Origin of the sequence: Ralstonia flatus (genome assembly GCF_958439105.1) — a bacterium.
GTDB lineage: Bacteria > Pseudomonadota > Gammaproteobacteria > Burkholderiales > Burkholderiaceae > Ralstonia > Ralstonia flatus.
In genome coordinates this window covers 230,456-249,885 of the sequence record NZ_CAUDLI010000001.1, presented here as the reverse complement: position 1 = coordinate 249,885, position 19,430 = coordinate 230,456, and the positions used below count along the sequence as shown (strand labels likewise).

At 65.0% G+C, this 19,430-nt stretch carries 13 protein-coding genes; 11 read left to right on the top strand and 2 right to left on the bottom strand.

Annotated elements, in window-relative coordinates:
* The first annotated feature begins 219 nt into the window (after positions 1-219).
* Positions 220-1,947, top strand: a complete 1,728-nt coding sequence (locus tag R2676_RS01150; RefSeq protein ID WP_206275052.1) for an alkaline phosphatase family protein — start codon at positions 220-222, stop codon at positions 1,945-1,947.
* Positions 1,948-2,009: 62 nt separating this feature from the next.
* Here R2676_RS01150 and R2676_RS01145 read toward each other — a convergent pair whose 3' ends face one another.
* Entirely contained in the window at positions 2,010-2,294 is a 285-nt protein-coding gene (locus tag R2676_RS01145) for a hypothetical protein (protein WP_206275053.1), read from the bottom strand.
* 430 nt (positions 2,295-2,724) lie between these two features.
* Between R2676_RS01145 and R2676_RS01140 the strand changes: the two genes are divergently transcribed.
* From R2676_RS01140 to R2676_RS01130, 3 genes are all read left to right on the top strand, one after another.
* Positions 2,725-2,955 (top strand): signal peptidase, encoded by a 231-nt coding sequence (locus tag R2676_RS01140; RefSeq protein ID WP_206275054.1) that lies wholly within the window; start codon positions 2,725-2,727, stop codon positions 2,953-2,955.
* A gap of 139 nt (positions 2,956-3,094) precedes the next feature.
* On the top strand, positions 3,095-3,679 hold the full coding sequence (locus R2676_RS01135; RefSeq protein ID WP_316856693.1) for a MerR family transcriptional regulator: 585 nt from the start codon (positions 3,095-3,097) through the stop codon (positions 3,677-3,679).
* Entirely contained in the window at positions 3,582-4,052 is a 471-nt protein-coding gene (locus R2676_RS01130) for a carboxymuconolactone decarboxylase family protein (RefSeq protein ID WP_206275056.1), read from the top strand. The genes R2676_RS01135 and R2676_RS01130 overlap by 98 nt, the downstream gene beginning before the upstream one ends.
* Here R2676_RS01130 and paeA read toward each other — a convergent pair.
* Positions 3,992-5,308 carry a polyamine export protein PaeA gene (gene paeA, locus R2676_RS01125; RefSeq protein WP_206275057.1) on the bottom strand — a complete coding sequence of 439 codons (1,317 nt, stop codon included), beginning with the start codon at positions 5,306-5,308 and terminating at the stop codon, positions 3,992-3,994. The genes R2676_RS01130 and paeA overlap by 61 nt on opposite strands.
* Positions 5,309-5,805: 497 nt before the next feature.
* On the opposite strand from paeA, the gene R2676_RS01120 reads away from it, so the two are divergent.
* The 7 genes from R2676_RS01120 (at position 5,806) to pelG (ending at position 18,791) form a co-directional block, all read left to right on the top strand.
* Positions 5,806-8,643 carry a bifunctional glycoside hydrolase 114/ polysaccharide deacetylase family protein gene (locus R2676_RS01120; protein ID WP_316856737.1) on the top strand — a complete coding sequence of 946 codons (2,838 nt, stop codon included), beginning with the start codon at positions 5,806-5,808 and terminating at the stop codon, positions 8,641-8,643.
* The gene (locus R2676_RS01115) at positions 8,630-12,658 is read left to right on the top strand and encodes a tetratricopeptide repeat protein (RefSeq protein WP_206275059.1); all 4,029 of its coding nucleotides are present in this window, start codon (positions 8,630-8,632) and stop codon (positions 12,656-12,658) included. The genes R2676_RS01120 and R2676_RS01115 overlap by 14 nt, the downstream gene beginning before the upstream one ends.
* A 72-nt stretch (positions 12,659-12,730) precedes the next feature.
* On the top strand, positions 12,731-13,291 hold the full coding sequence (locus R2676_RS01110) for a penicillin-binding protein activator LpoB (RefSeq protein ID WP_206275060.1): 561 nt from the start codon (positions 12,731-12,733) through the stop codon (positions 13,289-13,291).
* Positions 13,291-14,790, top strand: a complete 1,500-nt coding sequence (locus R2676_RS01105) for a PelD GGDEF domain-containing protein (protein WP_206275061.1) — start codon at positions 13,291-13,293, stop codon at positions 14,788-14,790. Before R2676_RS01110 ends, R2676_RS01105 begins: the two co-directional genes overlap by 1 nt.
* Positions 14,791-14,815: 25 nt before the next feature.
* The gene (locus R2676_RS01100) at positions 14,816-15,802 is read left to right on the top strand and encodes a tetratricopeptide repeat protein (protein WP_027680863.1); all 987 of its coding nucleotides are present in this window, start codon (positions 14,816-14,818) and stop codon (positions 15,800-15,802) included.
* Positions 15,799-17,421: a GT4 family glycosyltransferase PelF gene (pelF, locus tag R2676_RS01095; RefSeq protein WP_206275062.1), complete on the top strand. Its 1,623-nt coding sequence runs from the start codon at positions 15,799-15,801 to the stop codon at positions 17,419-17,421. The genes R2676_RS01100 and pelF overlap by 4 nt, the downstream gene beginning before the upstream one ends.
* The gene (gene pelG / locus R2676_RS01090) at positions 17,421-18,791 is read left to right on the top strand and encodes an exopolysaccharide Pel transporter PelG (RefSeq protein WP_206275063.1); all 1,371 of its coding nucleotides are present in this window, start codon (positions 17,421-17,423) and stop codon (positions 18,789-18,791) included. Before pelF ends, pelG begins: the two co-directional genes overlap by 1 nt.
* Positions 18,792-19,430 lie beyond the last annotated feature (639 nt).

Sequence of the window (19,430 nt, the reverse complement as noted above, 5' to 3'; positions counted from 1 at the left end):
GAACGGAAATCGAGAGAAAAGCGATCGGATGGAACGGCGGGCACGCCATTCTAGTGGAACCGCCCGAACGGATGATGACGGTGCAAACGTTGGCTCATCCGGGCAGGGGGGCGAGCGTTACATTTGTCACGCGCGCGACATAGACAGGTCGCCGCGCGGACATAAAGCGAGGCTAGCGTGACCGGGCCGCCTGATGGCGGTAATCCAGAGGAGAAACCCGTGTCCCCCCAGAAAACTCTTGCTGTTGCCGTGCTTTCCACGCTGGCCTGTGCTCTGTCTGCACACGCGTACGCCGATGACGATGATGCCCGCCATATGCACGCGAAGCATGTCCTGCTGATCTCGGTCGATGGCTTGCACCAGTCCGACCTCGACTGGTACGTCGGCAATCATCCAGGCTCCACACTGGCGCGCCTTGTTCGCCAGGGCGTGAGCTACCGCAATGCCCGCACGCCGTTTCCGTCTGACTCGTTTCCGGGCATGGTCGGCCAGGTGACCGGCGGCAACCCCAAGACCACCGGCATCTACTACGACGACGCGTACAGCCGCAGCCTGCTTCCGGCCGGCACGACCGCCGCCAACTGCCACACCACCAAGCCCGGTGCGGAAGTTTTCTATGCCGAAGTCATCGCGAAAGACCTGAACCGCCTCGACAGCGGGCAGGGCATCCCGGGCCTGTATGCCGATCTCTCGAAGATCTCGCAGCTGACGGGCCGCGCGCAGGACCTGATCGATCCGAGCTTTCTGCCGGTATCGCCCATCACGTGCGCGCCGGTGTATCCGCACCAGTATCTGAAGGTCAACACGGTGTTTGAAGTGGCGCGCAAGCATGGCCTGCACACGGCATGGTCGGACAAGCATGCCGCGTACGAAATCCTCAACGGACCGAGCGGCACGGGTATCGATGATCTGTTCGCGCCCGAGATCAACAGCTCTGTGACCGACCCGTCGCTGCCGGCCGGCCCCGGCGCCGATTGGACCAAAGACAATACGAACACGCAGCGTTACGACAGCTTCAAGGTGCAGGCCGTGTTGAACTGGCTCAAGGGTCACGACCACGCCGGCAACGGCACGCCCGGGGTCCCCGCCATCCTAGGCATGAACTTCCAGGCCGTGTCGACTGCGCAGAAGCTGAACAAGTCGGCGTATTACCCGGACCCCGCGAACACTGCCAACAAGGTGTCGGGCGGCCTGGGCGGCTACACCAACAACGGCACGGTGTCGGGCGTGGTCCTGCAAAGCGCGCTGACTTTCGTCGACAACAAACTCGGCGAAATGGTCAAGGCGGTCGACCCGTCCGACACGGTGGTGATCGTGTCGGCCAAGCACGGCCAGTCACCTGACAGCCGCGCAGACCTCACCATCATCAACGACGGCGACATGATCGACGCGCTCAACTGCGCATGGGAAAAGTACGCCGCAACGTGCAAGGATGCGACCAAGCCGCATCTCGTGGCGCACGCGATGGACGACGATGGCATCCTGCTGTGGCTGAACGACCGCTCACCGGCCGCGCTCCACTTTGCGAAGCAGTTCCTGCTGGGCTACTCGGGTACCGGGGTGGGTTCGGATGCGGCGGGCAATGCCATCGCCAAGCCCTTTACACAAGCCGGCGCCAGCCGCTTTGTGGTGGGAGAGGAAGTCGCTGACTTCTTTGGCACGAAGCCCAGCGATGATCGCGTTCCAGATGTTGTCGGTATCGCGCAGCAGGGCACCGTTTGGGCCGGCAGCAAGCTATCGAAGATCGCCGAGCATGGCGGCTTCCGTCCCGAAAATCGCCACGTGCCGATTGTGGTGTGGGGTGCAGGCGTCAACGCCGGCATCGTGGACGAGCGCGTCGACACCAACCAGATTGCACCGACGATCCTGAGCGAACTGGGCCTCAAGCCGCACGAACTGCAAGCCGTGCAGATCGAAGGTACGAAGCGTCTGCCGCATCTGCACTGATTCGGTTCCAGCCAGAAAAAAAACGCCGGGAATGTCCCGGCGTTTTTCATTGCGCGACTGCCTTATTGCTTGGCGGGCGCGGCAGCCTTCGGTGCCGAAGCGGCGTCGGTCTTGGCTTCCGACTTGGCTTCCGACTTCGCTGCAGCCTTGTGGGCCTTCTTGTGAGCGTGCTTCTTCTCGTGCTTGGCTTCAGCCTTCGGTGCCGAAGCGGCATCGGTGGTCGTCGCTGCAGCGGTCGCTGCCGGTGCAGGTGCGGCGGCCGGTGCGGAGGCGGTGCCAGCTGCGAACACGGGGGCTGCGAAGGCACCAGCAACGATCAGAGCGGCCAGGGATTGAGCGACTTTCATGTGAGACTCCTTAATCAGGTACAAGCGGGATGTTGGGACTCCAGATACATGGATCTCGTCCCATTTGCGATCCATGCCTCCAAAAACGCCTGACATTGCGCACGCGCTGACCGCCGTTTGTAAGCGTTCCGCCCACGGTGTAAGCGCGCGTAACAAAGCACGTTTCACCGGCTCCGATGTTCGTTGCGATGGGTTGAGACACATCAAGGCGCTGCCCCGCGCGTGGGCGTACCGTCAGGCTTCGGGTGGACAACCGCTGGCGCCTACACCACACTGCGTGGTGATGCGCGGATCATTCCGGGGTCATTCCGATCGGGGTCATTCCGATATCGGGCCGCGCATTGCACAGCAGGCGCGAGAGCGCATTGGGTCACGCTCCATCCGATACCGGAACGCGCCACGAACCCGTCTCTTCTATAAGGACAACACGATGAACAAGCTCCTGGCTGCCCTTGTGGCTGCAGTCTTCAGCGCCGGCGCATTCGCGCAGGCATCCGCCCCGGCCGCACCGGCCCCCGCTGCGCCCGCCGCCGCCGCGCCGGCACCTGCGGCATCGGCACCGGCCGCAGGCGAGAAGAAGGCACAGCATCACAAGAAGAAAAAGAAACGCGACCACCGTCCGAAGCTGCAGGACAAGAGCGCATACGGCGTGGGCGGCTGATCAGCGGCAGCCTGCCGTTTTTTCTGCACACCCAGGCGCCGGCCTCCGAAAAGGGGCCGGCGCTTTGTTTTGGGCGGTCCGGAAGAATTCGCGTAAAGTCGCTTGACTTAGAGTGCGCTCTAACTTCTAAGCTCCGTTCATGACCACATTCCTGACCATCGCCCAAGTTGCAGAAGCCACCGGCCTGTCGACGCATACGTTGCGCTATTACGAGCGCATCGGCCTGCTCGACAGCGTGCAGCGGCGCGATAACGGCCATCGTGTCTTCCGTGCCGAAGACATGACGTGGCTCGAGTTCCTGCTGCGCCTGCGCGATACCGGCATGCCGATCGCGCAGATGCAGGCGTACGCCGCGCTGAGGCGGCAGGGCGACAGTCTGGAGAGTGTGTCGGCGCGCCAACGCCTGCTGGAGTTGCATGCGGCGGCGCTGGAAGCGGAGCTGCGCGCGCGGGCCGAAACGCTGGCCGTGCTGCGCGTCAAACTCGTTGTCTACGACGGCATCCGGGCACGGATTGAAGCCGCGGAAGGCACGGGAGGCGCAGAAGGCGCGGAACGCGCCAAGGGCTCGGCTTCCTCATCTCCCAAATCGAAGCACACGCCAAAACGCCAACCGAACGAGGACGCACATGACCCCGACCGCCCACGCCGCACAAGCCGCAAACCACGCCAACCTGCAGGACGACCGCTACGCGCGGGGCTGGCAAAAGCTCAAGGAAGTCGATGATGTGGCCGGCGAGCGCGTGGTCGAGGCCATGGCCGACATCGCGCCCGACCTCGGCCGCTACATCGTCGAATTCGGATTTGGGGATGTCTACTGCCGCCCGGGCCTGACGCTGCGCGAGCGCGAAATCGCCACCATTGCCGCGCTCACGGCGCTGGGCAACGCGGCCCCGCAGCTGAAGGTGCACATTGCGGCGGGGCTCAACGTGGGGCTCACCCGCAAGGAGATCACCGAGACGATCCTGCAGATGGCGCTATACGCGGGCTTCCCGGCGGCGCTCAACGGCATGTTTGCCGCCAAGGAGGTGTTTGCCGCTCACGACGCCGAGGGCACGGTCGCTGCCGGCGGGTCGATGCGCCGCGACACCAGCAACTGATCGATGCGGTGGTTGTCGATGTCGAGCACTTCAATATGCAGCGGCCCGATATCGACGCTTTCGCTCTTCTTGGGAATGCGCTTGAGCGCGTAGATGACCAGCCCGGCAAGCGTTTCGACGTGGTGTTCGCCGGGTAGGTCGTCGAGGTCGAAGGCGCGCTTGACGTCGCCCAGCGGCGTGACGCCGTCGACCAGGCACGAGCCGTCATCGCGGCGCACGATCTGCTCGTCTTCGCCCAGGTACAGGATGTCGCCCATCACCGCGCCGACAATGTCGTCGAGCGTCACCACACCCACCACCAGCCCGTATTCGTTGACCACCGCGCCAAAGCGCTCGTGCATCTCGCGAAAGCGCGTGAGCGCCTGTGACAGGTTCAGCGTGTCAGGCAGCACCAGCAGGTTCTTGTCGTAGTGCTTGCTGATGTTGCGGATCACGGCGGAGGACTCCTCCGACAGGATCTGCTGCAGGATGTCCTTGGAGGCGATAAAGCCGAGCACCGAGTCGATGTCTTCGCGGCAGACGAGGTATTCGGCGTGCGGCTGTGCAATGATCTTCATCTTGATTGACTCGAGCGGCTCGTCCACCGTGAAGTAGATCACCTCGTCGCGCACGGTCATGACCGAAGTGATGGTGCGCGATTCCAGCTCGAACACGTTCTCGATCACGGCCAGCTCGTGCTTGCGCAGCACGCCGGCCTCGGCACCCGCGCCCACCATGGCGGCGATGTCTTCGGTGGTGATCTGCTCGACGCGGTGCGTCGGCACGCCAAACAGCTTGAGGAACATGTCAGCCGCCCCGTTGAACAGCCACGCCACCGGCCGCAACACGCGCAGGCACGACTGCATCGGCCCGATGATCGACATGGCGCAGCGCTCGGGGTAGAGGACGGCCAGGCGCTTGGGCAGCAGGTCGGCAAAGAGGATGAACAGCGCCGTCACGATGATGAAGCCGGCGATGCTGCCGATCCGTTCGGCGCGGGCAGCCGGCAGCCAGTCGCTCAGCACCGCGGCCAGCGGCACCGAAATCTGGCTGTCGCCGATGACACCGGCCAGGATGGCCACCGCATTCACCCCGATCTGCACCACCGTAAAGAAGTTGCCCGGCATGTCCTTGAGCTGCAGCACGCGCAGGGCGCGGGTGTCGCCGTCGTCGGCCAGGGTTTGCAGACGCGTGCGGCGCGAGGCCGTCAGGGCGATTTCGGAAGCGGAAAAAAAGGCGCTGATCAGGACCAGCAGGGCAAGGAGGAGGGCTGACATGGTGTCGATTGCGGCCGTCGCTGTTGCGCTGCGGAAGACGAGGGTGTGCGTCAATGCGCCGCGCGGCCGCCTGAAATGTGGCTTCGGCTGATCATGGTGCAGCGCCGATCCCTTTGTCAAACCGGCACTTTGGGCCCCTACCGCAAACAATTACCTATGTCCACCGTAGGGGGTTGGGCATCCAAAATGTGGTTTGCTGCGTACCCATGGCTTGGGGGATACTTCACCTTCAGACACAATTTTTTCGGTAAGCCTTGCGGGGCCTGCGTTTGCGGGCGGTGGCCGGAAAAAAACAACAGCAGTTACGGACGGCGTTCAGGCAGCGCCGAACTTCAGTGCCGGCGCAGATCGGCCTAATTGATGCACATAGTTGCTTAGCGGAGTGTCAGTTCATGTGGGTTCTCAGCCGTTTACAGCGGCGCACCGGGGGGAAACGGGGGAATACGGCAGGGACGATCGTGCGGTTGGCTGGACTTTTGGTCGCAGCCGCTGTGTCGATGCCTTGTGTGACGCTTGCTCAACAAGCGCCTGCCACCACCGCGACCGGTGCGTCAGGGGTAACCGCTTCCATTCCAGTCAACGCGCCCAACATCGCGTGGTACTACGGCGACAAACCGCCTGTGGCGCAATTGCGTGCTTTCGATGCGGTCGTGGTGGAACCTGACCACGGGTTCGATCCATCGCAGTTCAAGACGCCCAAGACGCAGTGGTATGCCTACGTGAGCGTGGGCGAAGTCACGCCGCAGCGTAGCTGGTACAAGGATCTGCCCAAGAGCTGGCTCCTGGGGCGCAACGCGGCGTGGGCGTCGCGCGTGGTCGATCAGGCCCAACCGGAGTGGCCGGCGTTCTATGTCGACCACGTCATCAAGCCGCTATGGGACCGCGGCTATCGCGGCTTCTTCCTCGATACGCTCGACTCCTATCAGCTGGTGGCGAAGGACGACGCGGCGCGTGCGGCCCAGGAGGCCGGCATGGTGCGCGTGATCCGTGCAATCAAGGCGCGCTATCCGGAAGCCAGGCTGATCTTTAACCGCGGCTTTGAAATCCTGCCGCAGGTGCACGACCAGGCGTATGCGGTGGCGTTTGAATCGCTGTACCGCGGCTGGGATCAGGGCAGCAAGCAATACAAGCAGGTGAATGACGCGGACCGCGAATGGCTGATGGGCCATGTACGCACGATTCGCGACGAGTACCACCTTCCTGTCATCGCGATCGATTACTGCCCGCCTTCCGACCGTGAGTGCGCGCGCGAAACGGCCAAGCGCATCAAGGCACAGGGCGTGGTGCCGTACGTCACCGATCCGGACTTGTCGACCATTGGGGTGGGCCGCATCGAGGTGTTGCCGCGCAAAGTCCTGATCTTGCAAGACCGCGATCCGCGCACCACGATCGATACCAGCGAAGGCGTGCGCTTTGTTGCCACGCCGCTCAACTTTCTGGGTTACGACGTCGAGTACGCCGACATCAACAAGCCGCTGCCGTCCTCGGTGCCGCCCGACCGCTATGCCGGCGTCGTGGTGTGGGTGAACACCAGTCCGATCAAGCAGGTTGCCGCGCTATCGTCGTGGGTGCGACAACGTATTCATGACGGCGTGCATATCGCCTTCCTGAACCAGTTCGGTCTGCCGGTAGACGGCAGCATGGCCGACATGCTCCAGCTCCAACTGGTGCGGGGCCGCGCCACGGGGCCGCTGTCCGTGGTGTCACAAGACAAGATCATGGGCTTCGAGATGGCGCCGCGGCCCGAGCGCCGTGAAGCCCAGCCGATCCAGGTCAAGGCGAATGGCCAATCGCTGCTGCGGCTGAAGTCCGGAAATTTTGAGTTTGATGCGGCTGCCATTACGGAGTGGGGCGGCTATGTGCTGAACCCGTATGCGGTGTTCTCGATGGACACCGTGGAGCAGGCGCGCTGGGTCGTCCAGCCGATCGAGTTTCTGCGTCGGGCGCTTGCGCTGCCCGACATGCCGATTCCCGACGTGACGTCGGAAAACGGCCGCAGGCTCATGCTCGTGCACGTGGACGGCGATGGCTTCGCCTCGCGCGCCGAGTTTCCCGGCCCGGAATATTCCGGCGAGGTGTTGCTGCAGGACGTGTGGGAGAAGTACCGCATCCCGACAACGCTGTCGGTCATCGAAGGCGAGGTGGGCGCAAGCGGCCTTTACCCGAAGCTGACACCGCGGCTGGAGGCCATCGCGCGCAAAATGTTCGCGCTGCCGTACGTCGAACTGGGCACGCATACCTATTCGCACCCCTTCGATTGGAGCCGCACGGTGCCGGGCGCGGCCAGTGATCGTGCCAAGGAAGGCCCGGGTGCCGACAAGGGGGGCGGCGACACCGCCTTCGCGCTCTCCATTCCGGGCTACAAGTTCAGCCTCGACCGCGAGATATCGGGCTCGATCAACTACATCAACGAACGTCTGGCGCCGCCCGGCAAGCGCGTGAAGATTCTGCAGTGGTCGGGCGACTGCCAGCCTCCCGAGCTTGCCGTACGCATGACGTGGGACGCAGGCGTTCTCAACCTGAACGGCGGCGACACCACCATCACGCGCAGTTCGCCGTCGTGGACCGAGATTGCGCCGCTGGGCATCGACAAGGGGCCGGGGGCTTACCAGGTGTTTGCGCCCAACCAGAACGAAAACGTCTATACCAACGATTGGACCGGGCCGTTCTACGGTTTCGATCGCCTGATCGAAACGCTGCAGCTGACCGACACGCCTTATCGTTTCAAGCCGATCAACATCTACTACCACATGTATTCGGGCACCAAGCTTGCGTCGCTCAAGGCCTTGAAAAAGGTGTACGACTACGCGTTGTCGCAGCCTGTCTTTCCCATCTATTCGACCGAGTATGTGGTCAAGGTGCTGGACTTCCGCAACATGGCCATTGCCCGCGAAGTCGGAGATTCGAACACCTGGGTCGTGCGCGGCGATGGCGATTTGCGCGAACTGCGCTGGATGGCCCGCGGTACGCCGCGGCTGGCGGATGCTGTCGGGGTGGTCGGCTATGACGCCGCAGCCGGTGGCATCTATATCCATCTGGATGACGGTGCCGCACGCTTTACGCTTGCACCCGAGGCAGAATCGGCCAAGCCCGCGTACATTGCCGAGGCTGCGGCATTCGTGCGCAATTTCGTACGAAACGGAAATGAGTTGAGTTTCGAGGCGGGCGGCTATTACAAGCCGTTTGTCCGTCTGGCCAACGCAGGCGCTTGCCGGGTGAAGGTCAATGGCAACCCGGCGCGCACCGCCCGTGCCCAAGACAACACTGTGCGCGTCGATCTGTCGGGAGCTGCTGCGCAAACCGTGACTTACCAACGTATCGATGTGGTCTGCTGACCTGACACCGCGTGAAAGGCTGCTGCCAGCCTGGCTGATCGGCACCCTCGGTGCGCTGATCGGGCTCGCGCTCGCCCTGATGTTTCCGCGCGAACGCCTGGAGGCTCGCCTGCTGGAGGGCGGCAAGGTCGACGCGCTGTCGGTCGCCTACCTCGAAGCGTGGCTGCGCGTGCGCCCGAACGACGGCGAGTTCTTGAGCGTGCTGGCTGCCCAGTACGTGCGCACGGGGCGGCTCGCCGAAGCTGAATCGATGGTTGCTCGCATGCGCGCGCTGCACGACAAGTCGCTCGACCGTGAAGCGTTGCTGCTCGAGATCGCCATCCGCGAGCAACGGGCCTACGCCCTGCAACCGAACGATCCCCAGCGCGCCGCCATGCTGGTGGATCTGCGCGGGTTGCTCAACCAGGCTCTTGGCTACCGATGGACTGCGGCTGAACTGGAGATTCTCGCGGCGAAGTCGCGCGGCCTTGATCAGGGCGCGATTGCCATGCAGTTCTATCAACGCTTGGCCAAACAGGACGTGGCGCGCGCCGCGCAATGGCAGGCGCGCACTGCCGAGATTGCGCTGGGCGTGGGCGAATACCGGGCTGCCGCAGCGGCGAACTTTGCCGCGCAGGTTACCGCCAAGTCGCTTGACGAACAGCGCCATTACTTCATGGCGGGGTTGAAGGCACTCCAGGCAGGCAATCTGCTCGACGAGGCGATGGCCGAAGCGCAGCGCCGGGTCGGCCCGCTCATCGACGACACTGAAACGCTGCGCTTTCTCACGCGCCTGGCGATGGCGTCCAACCGCCCCGATCTGGCAGACCAATATGCGCGCCGCTTGCTGCGGCTGTCGCGGCATCAGGCGGAGGAAGGCATTGCCCTGGCGGCCGGGGTGGGGCGCCATGACTGGGCATTCGCCGGTCGCCCCGAGCCGCTGCCGGCGCCTGCCGATCTGATGTTCCTGGACGGCCCCGAAGGTCTGGCGCGTCGCCAGCGCCACGCTGCCCGCATTCGCCCCGTGGCGGACGGGGCAAGCTCGGCGAACGATGCAACATCGTCCCCACCGCCCCGGGCGCAGGCCATCGCACGAGGGATCGCCCCGTTCAATGCCGAAGACTACGACCTTGCATTCCAGGTCTTCATGGGCAGCGGCAATCTGAACGACGCCATGCGTGTGGCCGAGGCCGCCGTGCGCCAACGGCCCGACCTGAAACTCTGGACCGAACGCGCGGCACAGGTGGCCGAGTGGAATCGCCAGCCGATGGCGGCCCTGAACTATTGGCTGGCCTACGCGCAATCCACCGGCGATGATGCCGCCTGGCACCACGTGCTCCGCCTGGCACCCGCGCTCAACGAAGATCACGCCTACCTTGCCGCCCTGCGCTATCAGGCAAGCCGGAATCCGGGCGACATCAAACTGCTCGACCAAGTCATTGCGGCGTACGAGCGCCTGGGCGAACCCGTGGAAGGGCTGGCGTATCTGAACGGCATCGCGCGCGGGCCGTACCGGCAAGTCGTGCTCGAGCGCTATGCGAATCTGGCCGAACGCGCCGGCAAAGACGATCAGGCTTACGACACCTACGTGCGTCTGCAGAAGGAGTTCGGCCCCAACGCCCAGTACGCGCTCAAGCTGGCGAACATCCTCTATGTGCGGGGGCAGTTCACGCAGGCGCTCTCTGCCATGGAGGCCGCCAGCAAGGTGGCGTCGCCCACCGACGACCTCTATTGGCGCACGTTCGCCCAGCTTGCGCGCCTGAACCAGCGCGATGATCTGTCACGCGAGGCGTATCGGCAGTTGCTGATCGGCGGGCGGGCCGAGCCGGACGATCTGACAACGATGATCGACTTCTACGACGCCAGCCCGATCGACGCGGGGCGTCTGGCCGAACTGGCTTTCCGCAAAGACGGCACGATGGTCCACCTGCAGCAGGCCATCTACTACTACACCCGGGCACGCGCCTTCCGCCGCATCGACGGACTGCTGGCCTCGCTCACGCCAGAACAGCGCGAGGCGGCCGAGCAATCCGCCGGCGTGCTGGGCGCCCGCGCCGAGTATTTCCGCCAGAGCGGCCAGTGGGATGCCGCCATGCGTGATCTGCGGCGCGCTGTCTCGCTGCCGGATGCGGGCAGCGACGTGAAGGCCGCCTTCCTGTGGGGGCTGCTGGATTCCGGTCAGAACGCCGAACTCAAGCGTGCCTTGGCGCTTTGGCGCAGCGAGGCCGAAAACGATTCCGCCTACTGGGGCGCCTACGCTGCCGCCGGCCTGCAGTTGTTTGACGCCAACCTCGCCCTGCGCTTCCTGGGGCGGCAGGGCAAGTCGATGCAGACCGATCCGCTCTGGTTGCTGGCCTACGCCGATGCACGCGAAATGGCCGGCCAGGCGGACGCTGCCTGGGCGCTGCGCCGCGAGGCGTGGTGGCTGCTGTGGCGCGCCGAAGACGGCGCCGACCGTGGCAAGGCGAAGCCGCGTGCAGGCCGCCGCGTAGGCACGCGCGTCACGGTGGGAGATAGCGATGCTGCGCCCCTCGAAGAAGATGCGCGTACTGAACTGCGTGCCCGGCGCGTCTCGCTGGCACAGACATTCGGCTCAGGCGACCTGTCACAGCGTCTGCTGATCGAGTTGCTGCGCGATGACCGCCGCGCGACGAAGCAGGCGCGCGAAGGCGGTCGCTCGGCGATGGATCAATCCGAGCTGGGCGATATCGACACCTTGCCGCCGGAGCCGCCAGCGCCCGCGATCGACAAACGCAAGCCGGCACGCGTGAGCGATCAGCTGGTGTCCGCCGTGGCAAAGGAAGCCGCGCTGGGCTGGGCGCTGTCGCAGGAGGCCAACGACCTGGCACGCGCGTGGCTGCTGCAGCAATACACGCGTCGCATGACCCGCCCCGCCTATGCCGACATCTCCATCGCCCTGGCCGAGCGGGATCTGCAAACGCTCAACCGCCTGCTGGACGACACGCCCGACCGCATCCCGCTCTACAACCGCATCGATGCGAACGTGATGACTGACCGGCTCGGCGAAGCGCAGCGCCTGTCGTTCGAAGGGTTGACCTCGGCCCCCGATGACGCGCAGTTGCACGAGCGCGTGCAAGAAACGCTGCTCACCAACGCACAGGCGCTCGAGCCGCGCGAGACATGGTTCAAGCAGGCGCCGCTCACGTTCTTCGAGAGCAGCGCTGCAGCCGGCATCCGCCTGACCGATCACTACAGCATGCTGGTGCGCGCCACGCAGCGTAACCAGCGCTCGACCGACGATACGCAGTTGACCGGTGTGCCCGCGCAGGATCGTCAGGTGGATTGGATTTCGCAGTACCAGACGCAGAACACGCAGTGGAAGGGCACGGTGGGTTGGCGTCAGGGGCTGGCCTCGCTCTACGCGTTCCGACTGGATGGCCTGCTTGGACAGGTCGGGCCGATGGGCACCGAGCTGTCGATCGGGCGCAACCAGCCGGCCAATGAAACGCCGCAGTTGCGTGTGGGCGGTGTGAAGGATCTCTTCTCGATCGGCAACAACTGGCGCCTGACACAGAACCAATACGTACGTGCTCGCGTGGAAGGCGATCGCTTCTATGGGCAGGACCGCTCGTTCCTCGGCAGCGGCATGGTGTTCGATGGGGAAATCGGCCACCGCTTCCGGGTGGAGTATCCGGACTACACGATCCGCGTCGTCGGTACCGTCGCCCGCTACAACGCGTCGGGCACGGTCAGCCCGTTGATGGCCCGCCTGCTTCCTTCCGGCACTGCACCGGACGTTGCCCAGATCATGCCGCGCTCGTTCAACCAGTTCGGCATGCTGTTTGGCTTCGGCACGGATTATCTGGACCGCTACACGCGCGCCTGGCGCCCGTTCATGGACGCAGGCATGCTGCACGACAACCGCGAAGGGTGGGGGGTGCAGGCCCAGCTCGGTATGGCAGGCAGCGTGTTCGGCAACGACCATCTGGCGCTCTACATCGAACACCAGTCGATTACGCGGGCGGGGACCTCGCCGCTGACCGAAATCGGCCTGCGCTACCGGTGGCTCTACTAACGGCAAGCCAGAACAAGACAACGGGGAAGAAACGACATGAAGCACACAACGGAAGACTCCAGGGAGAACGCGATGACACCCTTGATCAACACGATGAAAGCCGGCCGCCGGCGCTGGCTTGCGCTGGCAGCAGGCGTTGGTGCAGCGCTGGCGTTGTCCGCCTGCGCGGTGGTCGACAGCGCGCGTGCGCCGGCAACCAGCGCGTCCGACGCCTGGGTCGTGCTGCCCATCGTCAACTACACCGAAACGCCGCAGGCCGGCCTGCGTGCCGAGACGATCGCGGCCAGCATCCTGAAGGCGCGCGGCTTCTCCAACCTCAAGCAGTACCCGGCCAACCTGAACAGCGAATCGCTGTTCGAGCCCGCCGAGCGCGAGGCCGTATCGCGTGCGCTGGATTGGGCGCGCGGCGAGAAAGCCCGCTACGCGCTGACCGGCGCCGTGGACGAGTGGCGCTACAAGGTTGGCGTGGATGGCGAACCCGCCGTGGGCATCACGCTGCAGGTGATTGACGTGCAGACCGGCAACGTGATCTGGAGCGCAGCCGGCAGCCGCACCGGCTGGAGCCGCGATGCCGTGTCGGCAGTGGCGCAGAAGCTGCTGCGCGAACTGCTCTCGCCGCTGCGCCGGGGCTGATGAAGACCGAGTCTGCAGGTTCCGCCCAATCGGCCTCGGCCTCGGCCTCGGCCTCGGCAGGCCGCGTCGCCCCCGATGCGGGCGGCCAGGGTGGGCGCAATGAGCGTCGGCGCAACGCGCAGGGCATTGGCGCGTCGACCTGGTATGGGCGGCTGATTGCCCCGGCGGTGTCCAGCCCGAGCGCTGTGCTCGAAACGCTGGGCGCAGTGGTGGCGGCCATCGGCATTGTGTGGCTGTTCGTGCCCGACAACCCGCTGCTGCTCGGCTACGGTTTTCCGTGGCTGTGGCTGGTGCCGCTCATCCTGGCGCTGCGCTACGGCACGCTGCTCGGCGCGCTGGCCGCGCTGGTGGTGCTGGGCGCCTGGGCCGTGTTCTACGGACAGACGGCCGCCGCCGGCAGTTTCCCGCGCATGTACTTCCTGGGCGGCCTGATGCTGGTGTTGATTGGCGGGCAGTACGGCGATATCTGGGGCGCACGGCTGTCGCGCGCCCGCACCGTCAACGGCTACCTGAACGACCGGCTGGCGGCGCTCACCAAGAACCACTTCCTGCTGCGCCTGTCGCACGAGCGCCTGGAAAACGACCTGCTGGCCAAGCCGACCACGCTGCGCGACACGCTCACGCAGCTGCGCAATATTGCGCTCGCCGCGCGCGAGCACGGCACGGGCGACAACGCGCCCGACGTGGCGCAACTGCCCGGCGCCGTGCCGTTCCTGCAATGGACGGCACAGGCCTGCCAGCTGGAAGTGGCGGCCATGGTGCGTGTAACGGGCAACCGCATCGATACCGAACCGGTGGCCCGCGTCGGCACGCCGTTCGACATCGTGGCCGATGATCCGCTGATCCGCCATTGCATCGACACCCACACGCTCGGCCACCCGCAGGCGCCCGAGCTGCGGAATGTGAACAACCCGGAAGACAGCTCGCGCTACGTGGCGTGCGCGCCCGTGCTGTCGGGTGCGGACGAGCTGATCGGCCTGGTCGTCGTGCACCAGATGCCGTTCCTCTCGCTGTCGTACGAGAACCTGCAGTTCCTGCTGGTGCTGCTCGGCTACTACGCCGACGGCGTGCGCCACCTCACCGTCAGCTCCGAGATCCTGGATCTCGTGCCCGACGCGCCGTACGAGTTCGCGCTCGACCTGGGCCGGCTGGCACGCCTGCATCGCGATACCGGCATCGACTCGTCGGTGGTGGCGCTCATTTTTGACAAGGACGAAGCCAGCGACGCGCTGTTCGAGAGCGTGGTACGCAGCCGCCGCGCGCTGGATGTGGTGTGGCAGGCCAACGGCAAGAGCCGCCGCGCCATCATCACGCTGATGCCGCTGTCGGGCGCGGGTGCCGTGTCGGCTTATCTGGTGCGCATTGAAGACAGCCTGCGCGCGCAGTTCGGCGTCGATTTCGAGGGCGGGCGCATCAGCGTGCAGACCTTGCACGTGACTGGCGAGCATCCGGGCGAAGCGCTGCAGCGCTTCCTCTCGCGCTGCCATCTCGATGCATAGGGGCGCATAGGCATGCGGATCGACCATGTTTAAGCTCACGCTCGGCGGCATCTCGGCCCAGATTGCGGCAGTGGCGATGGCGCTGCATGCCGGCAACAGCCTTGCGCTGCTGCTGTCCTGCCTGATGCTGCAGGGCACTGCCGCGGCGCTGATCGGGCTGGCTGCGTGGCGCCTGCTGCCGCGCCGTTATCGCGTGCCGTTTGTGTGGACGTATGGCTACCTGACGGCGCTGTGCTTTTTTGTGCCGGTGGCCGGTGGCCTGCTGGTGCTCGGCAGCCTGCTCCTCGGCAAGTTGTTCCCCAAGCCCGAAGACGACAAGGACATCGCCGAGATCGGCCTGCCGGTTTTTGTGGCGCATTTGATCTCGCGCGTGACGCACGGGGGCGGGGCGCGGCTGCGTGCGCAACTGAGCAACGAGCGCGCGCCAGTGCAAAGCCGCATGACCGCGCTGGTGGCCATGCAGTCGATGCCCACGCGCACCGCCAGCCCCGTGCTGCGCGACCTGCTGGCCGACCCCGTGGACGATATCCGCCTGCTGGCCTACGGCATGCTCGACAACGCCGAGAAGGTGCTCACGCAGAAGATCCTGGCCGAGCTGCCGCGCCTGGAAGAAGCCACCACGCCCGAGGCGCGCTACGAGATCAACAAGCGCTTGGCCGACCTGTACTGGGAGCTGATCTACCAGAACCTGGTGCAGGGCGACGTGTACCGCTACACCGCCGAGCAGGTCGAACGCTATGCCAGCGCCGCGCTCGACATCCAGCCGGACAACGCCGCGCTGTGGTACATGCGCGGCCGGCTTGCCCTGTCGCGCCGCGAGCCCGATGTGGCCGAGTCCCACCTGCGCCGCGCCGAGTCCCTCGGCTTCCCGCGGGACCGCCTGCTGCCGCCGCTGGCCGAAGCCTGCTACCTGCGCCGCGACTATGCCGGCGCGCGCGCCGCGCTGGCGCAGTTCTCCAGCCGGTCCCCGCTGCCGTTGCTGCGCCCGCTGTTGCGCTACTGGACATCATGAGCAACGACCAATTTCCTCGCGCCCAGTCCGCCGACGTCGCGCTGCTGCTCGAAGGGACCTTTCCCTATGTGAGCGGCGGGGTGTCGAGCTGGGTCAACCAGATGATCCGGGCGTTTCCGGACATCCGCTTTGCCATCGTCTTCATCGGCAGCCGCCGGGAGGACTACGGCAAGCCCGTCTACGCCATTCCCGACAACGTGGTGCACCTGGAGTGCCACTACCTGTACGACTTTCCGCCGCCGCCGCTGGTGCAGGCCAGCGGTGGTGATGCCGCCGCGTTCGAGCGGTCGCGCAAGCTGCACGACGCACTGCGCAATCCGGCCAACAAGGGCGAGACGGCCGAACTCATCCGCGCCTCGATCGCCGACCTGCGCGACGATGGCCCGCTGGCCGAGGAACAGTTCCTCTACAGCCACCGCGCGTGGGACATGATGACGGACTACTACCGGCGCTATTGCACCGACCCGTCGTTCACCGACTATTTCTGGACCGTGCGCATCATGCACAAGCCGCTGTGGCAGCTGGTGCGCATTGCGGAAAACCTCATCCCGGTGAAGGTGTTCCACACCATCTCGACCGGCTATGCGGGGTTCCTGGGCGCGCTGCTGCGCTACAGGCGCGGGCGGCCGCTGCTGGTGTCGGAGCACGGCATCTACACCAAGGAACGCAAGATCGACCTGTTCCAGAGCCAGTGGATTCGCGACAACCGCAGCATCTTCGAAAAGGACATCGCGCAGATCAGCTATTTCCGTGACCTGTGGGTGCGGTTTTTCGAGACCATGGGCCGGGTCTGCTATGACGCGGCCGAAGACATCGTCGCGCTGTACGAAGGCAACCGGCAGCGGCAGGTCATCGACGGCGCGCCGGCCGAGAAGACGCGCAGCATTCCCAACGGCATCAACCTGCCGCGTCTGGCTGCGCTGCGCGAGAAGCGGCAGGCCAGCGTGCCGCGCGTGATGTGCCTGATCGGCCGGGTGGTGCCCATCAAGGACGTGAAGACGTTCATCCGCGCGATGCTGACCATCACGCGCGAGATGCCGGACGCGGAAGGCTGGATTGCCGGCCCGGAAGACGAAGATCCGGAATACGCGCAGGAATGCCACAGCCTGGCCGAAAGCCTGGGCCTGGGCGACCGCATCAAGTTCCTGGGCTTCCAGAAGATCGACGACATCCTGCCGAAAGTGGGCGTGCTCGTGCTGAGTTCGATCAGCGAGGCGCTGCCGCTCGTCGTGCTGGAAGGGTTTGCCGCGGGCGTGCCGTCCGTCACCACGGATGTGGGTTCGTGCCGGCAGCTGCTGTTCGGCCTGGAGGGCGAAGACGCGGCGCTGGGCGCGGCCGGCGCCGTGGTGCGCATTGCCGACCCGGCTGCCCTGGCGGCCGAAGTGCTGACGCTGCTGCGCGATGAAACGCGCTGGCATGCAGCCCAGGCGGCCGGCATCGCCCGGGTGGAGCGCTACTACACGCAAGAGATGATGGTCGGCAGTTACCGCGAGCTATACACGCGCCTGCAGACCTTGCCCGACCTGAGTACCGAGCACGGCGCCAAGGCCGCCTCTGCCGCTGCGGCGGCCTGCCCGTACCACGCCCAGCAGAACAAGCCACATGAGGGAGCCCGCTGATGGCCGGCATTGGTTTTGAGCTGCGCAAGATGCTCAAGCGCGACAGCCTGCTCGGGCTGCTGCGTGCCTACACCTACGCCGGCATCATCAGTTCCGGGCCGTGGATTCTCTCCATCGTCGGGATTCTGCTGATCGGTATCCTGAGCCTGCCGTTCGTCATTCCCGGCTCGCTCATCACGCAGTTCCAGGTCTCGGTTACCTACCTGATTGCGATCAGCCTGATCCTGACCGGGCCCCTGCAGCTTGCCTTTACGCGGTTTACGTCCGACCGCCTGTTCGAGAAGCGCGACGACCTGATCCTGCCCAACTACCACGCCGTGTCGCTTGTGATGACGCTGGTGGCCGGTGGCCTGGGGCTGCTCGTCATCCTCTTTGCGTTTCCGCAGCAGTCGGCCATCTACCGGCTGCTGATGCTGGCCGGTTTCGTCGTCATGGCCAACATCTGGATCGCGGTGATCTTCCTGTCGGGCATGAAGCAGTACAAGGCGATCGTGTGGATCTTCCTGATCGGCTACACGCTCACCGTGCTGCTGGCGCTGCTGTTCAACCGGCTCGGGCTGGAAGGGCTGCTGCTGGGCTTCGTCACGGGGCAGCTGTGCCTGCTCATCGGCATGGCCGCGCTCATCTACCGCAATTTCAGCGGCCGGCGCTTCCTGTCGTTCGAGGTGTTCGACCGGCGGTTCGCGTACCCGTCGCTCATGCTGATCGGGCTGCTGTACAACCTCGGCATCTGGCTCGACAAGTTCATGTTCTGGTATGCGCCGGGCACGGGGCAGCAGGTGATCGGCCCGCTGAATGCGTCGGTCATCTATGACATTCCGGTGTTCCTGGCCTACCTCGGCATCATTCCCGGCATGGCCGTGTTCCTGGTGCGCATCGAGACGGATTTCGTCGAGTACTACGACGCCTTCTACGACGCCGTGCGCGGTGGCGCATCGCTCGAGCACATCGAAGACATGCGCAACACGATGGTGCAGACCATCCGCGCGGGCCTGTACGAGATCGTGAAGATCCAGGCCATGGCCGCGCTGGTGCTGTTTGCCGTGGGCGCTTCGGTGCTGCGCGCGCTGCAGATTTCCGAGCTGTACCTGCCGCTGCTGTATGTCGACACGATTGCCGCGAGCTTGCAGGTGGTGTTTCTGGGCGTGGTGAACATCTTCTTCTACCTCGACCGGCGCCGCGTGGTGCTGGCGCTGACGGCGGCGTTTGTGGTGCTCAACGGCGCGCTGACCTGGATCACGCTGCAGCTGGGTCCCGCCTGGTACGGATACGGATTTGCCGTCTCGCTGCTGCTGGTCGTGATGGCCAGCCTCGTGATCCTGGACCGCAAGCTGGATCGGCTGGAATACGAGACGTTCATGTTGCAGTAAGGGTGCCCGACAGCCTCCGCTGCGGTCCGGAACCCCGCCCGCAACACTCCAACCCCCGTTCACGACCCTTCAAGCCTCGCGCACGGCGCTCCAAGCGCCAGCCGCGGGGCTTTTTGCTCTGCGCGTGCTGCTTTTAGCAGCAACACCATGACGCTTTTTGCTCCGTCATCGGAGCCTGGAGGCCCGCGCCCCGGGCTTTGTGGTCCGCGCGTGGCGGTGCGAACTCGGCCATCGGCACTTTTTGCTCGGAAATTTTGAGCTCTGAACTCGGAGGTCGGAGCTTTGCACCCCATGGATGGGGTTCCGAACTCGACAGATGGAGCTCCGAGTTCGACGGCCCGAGCTTTTTGCTCGGCGGATGGTGCTCCGAGCTCGACTGGCCGAGCTTTTTGCTCGACGGATGGGGCTCTGAACTCGGCAGCCCGAGCTGCTCGCTGCTTCCTCGGCGCGTAGAGAGCCACCCGGGCGGTGGATGGCGTGCCGTGTCGCCTCCACTGGGCCGACTGAGCGAACACTGCCCGGCAGACGCGGGTCCAGATTCTTCACTTCGATCCGATAGGAAAGAAGGGCCTCTTTGAGGGAATGGTTTCTCGCACCCCTCAGCCCAATCAAGATTTCTTGGCCGATTTGTTTTCTCTA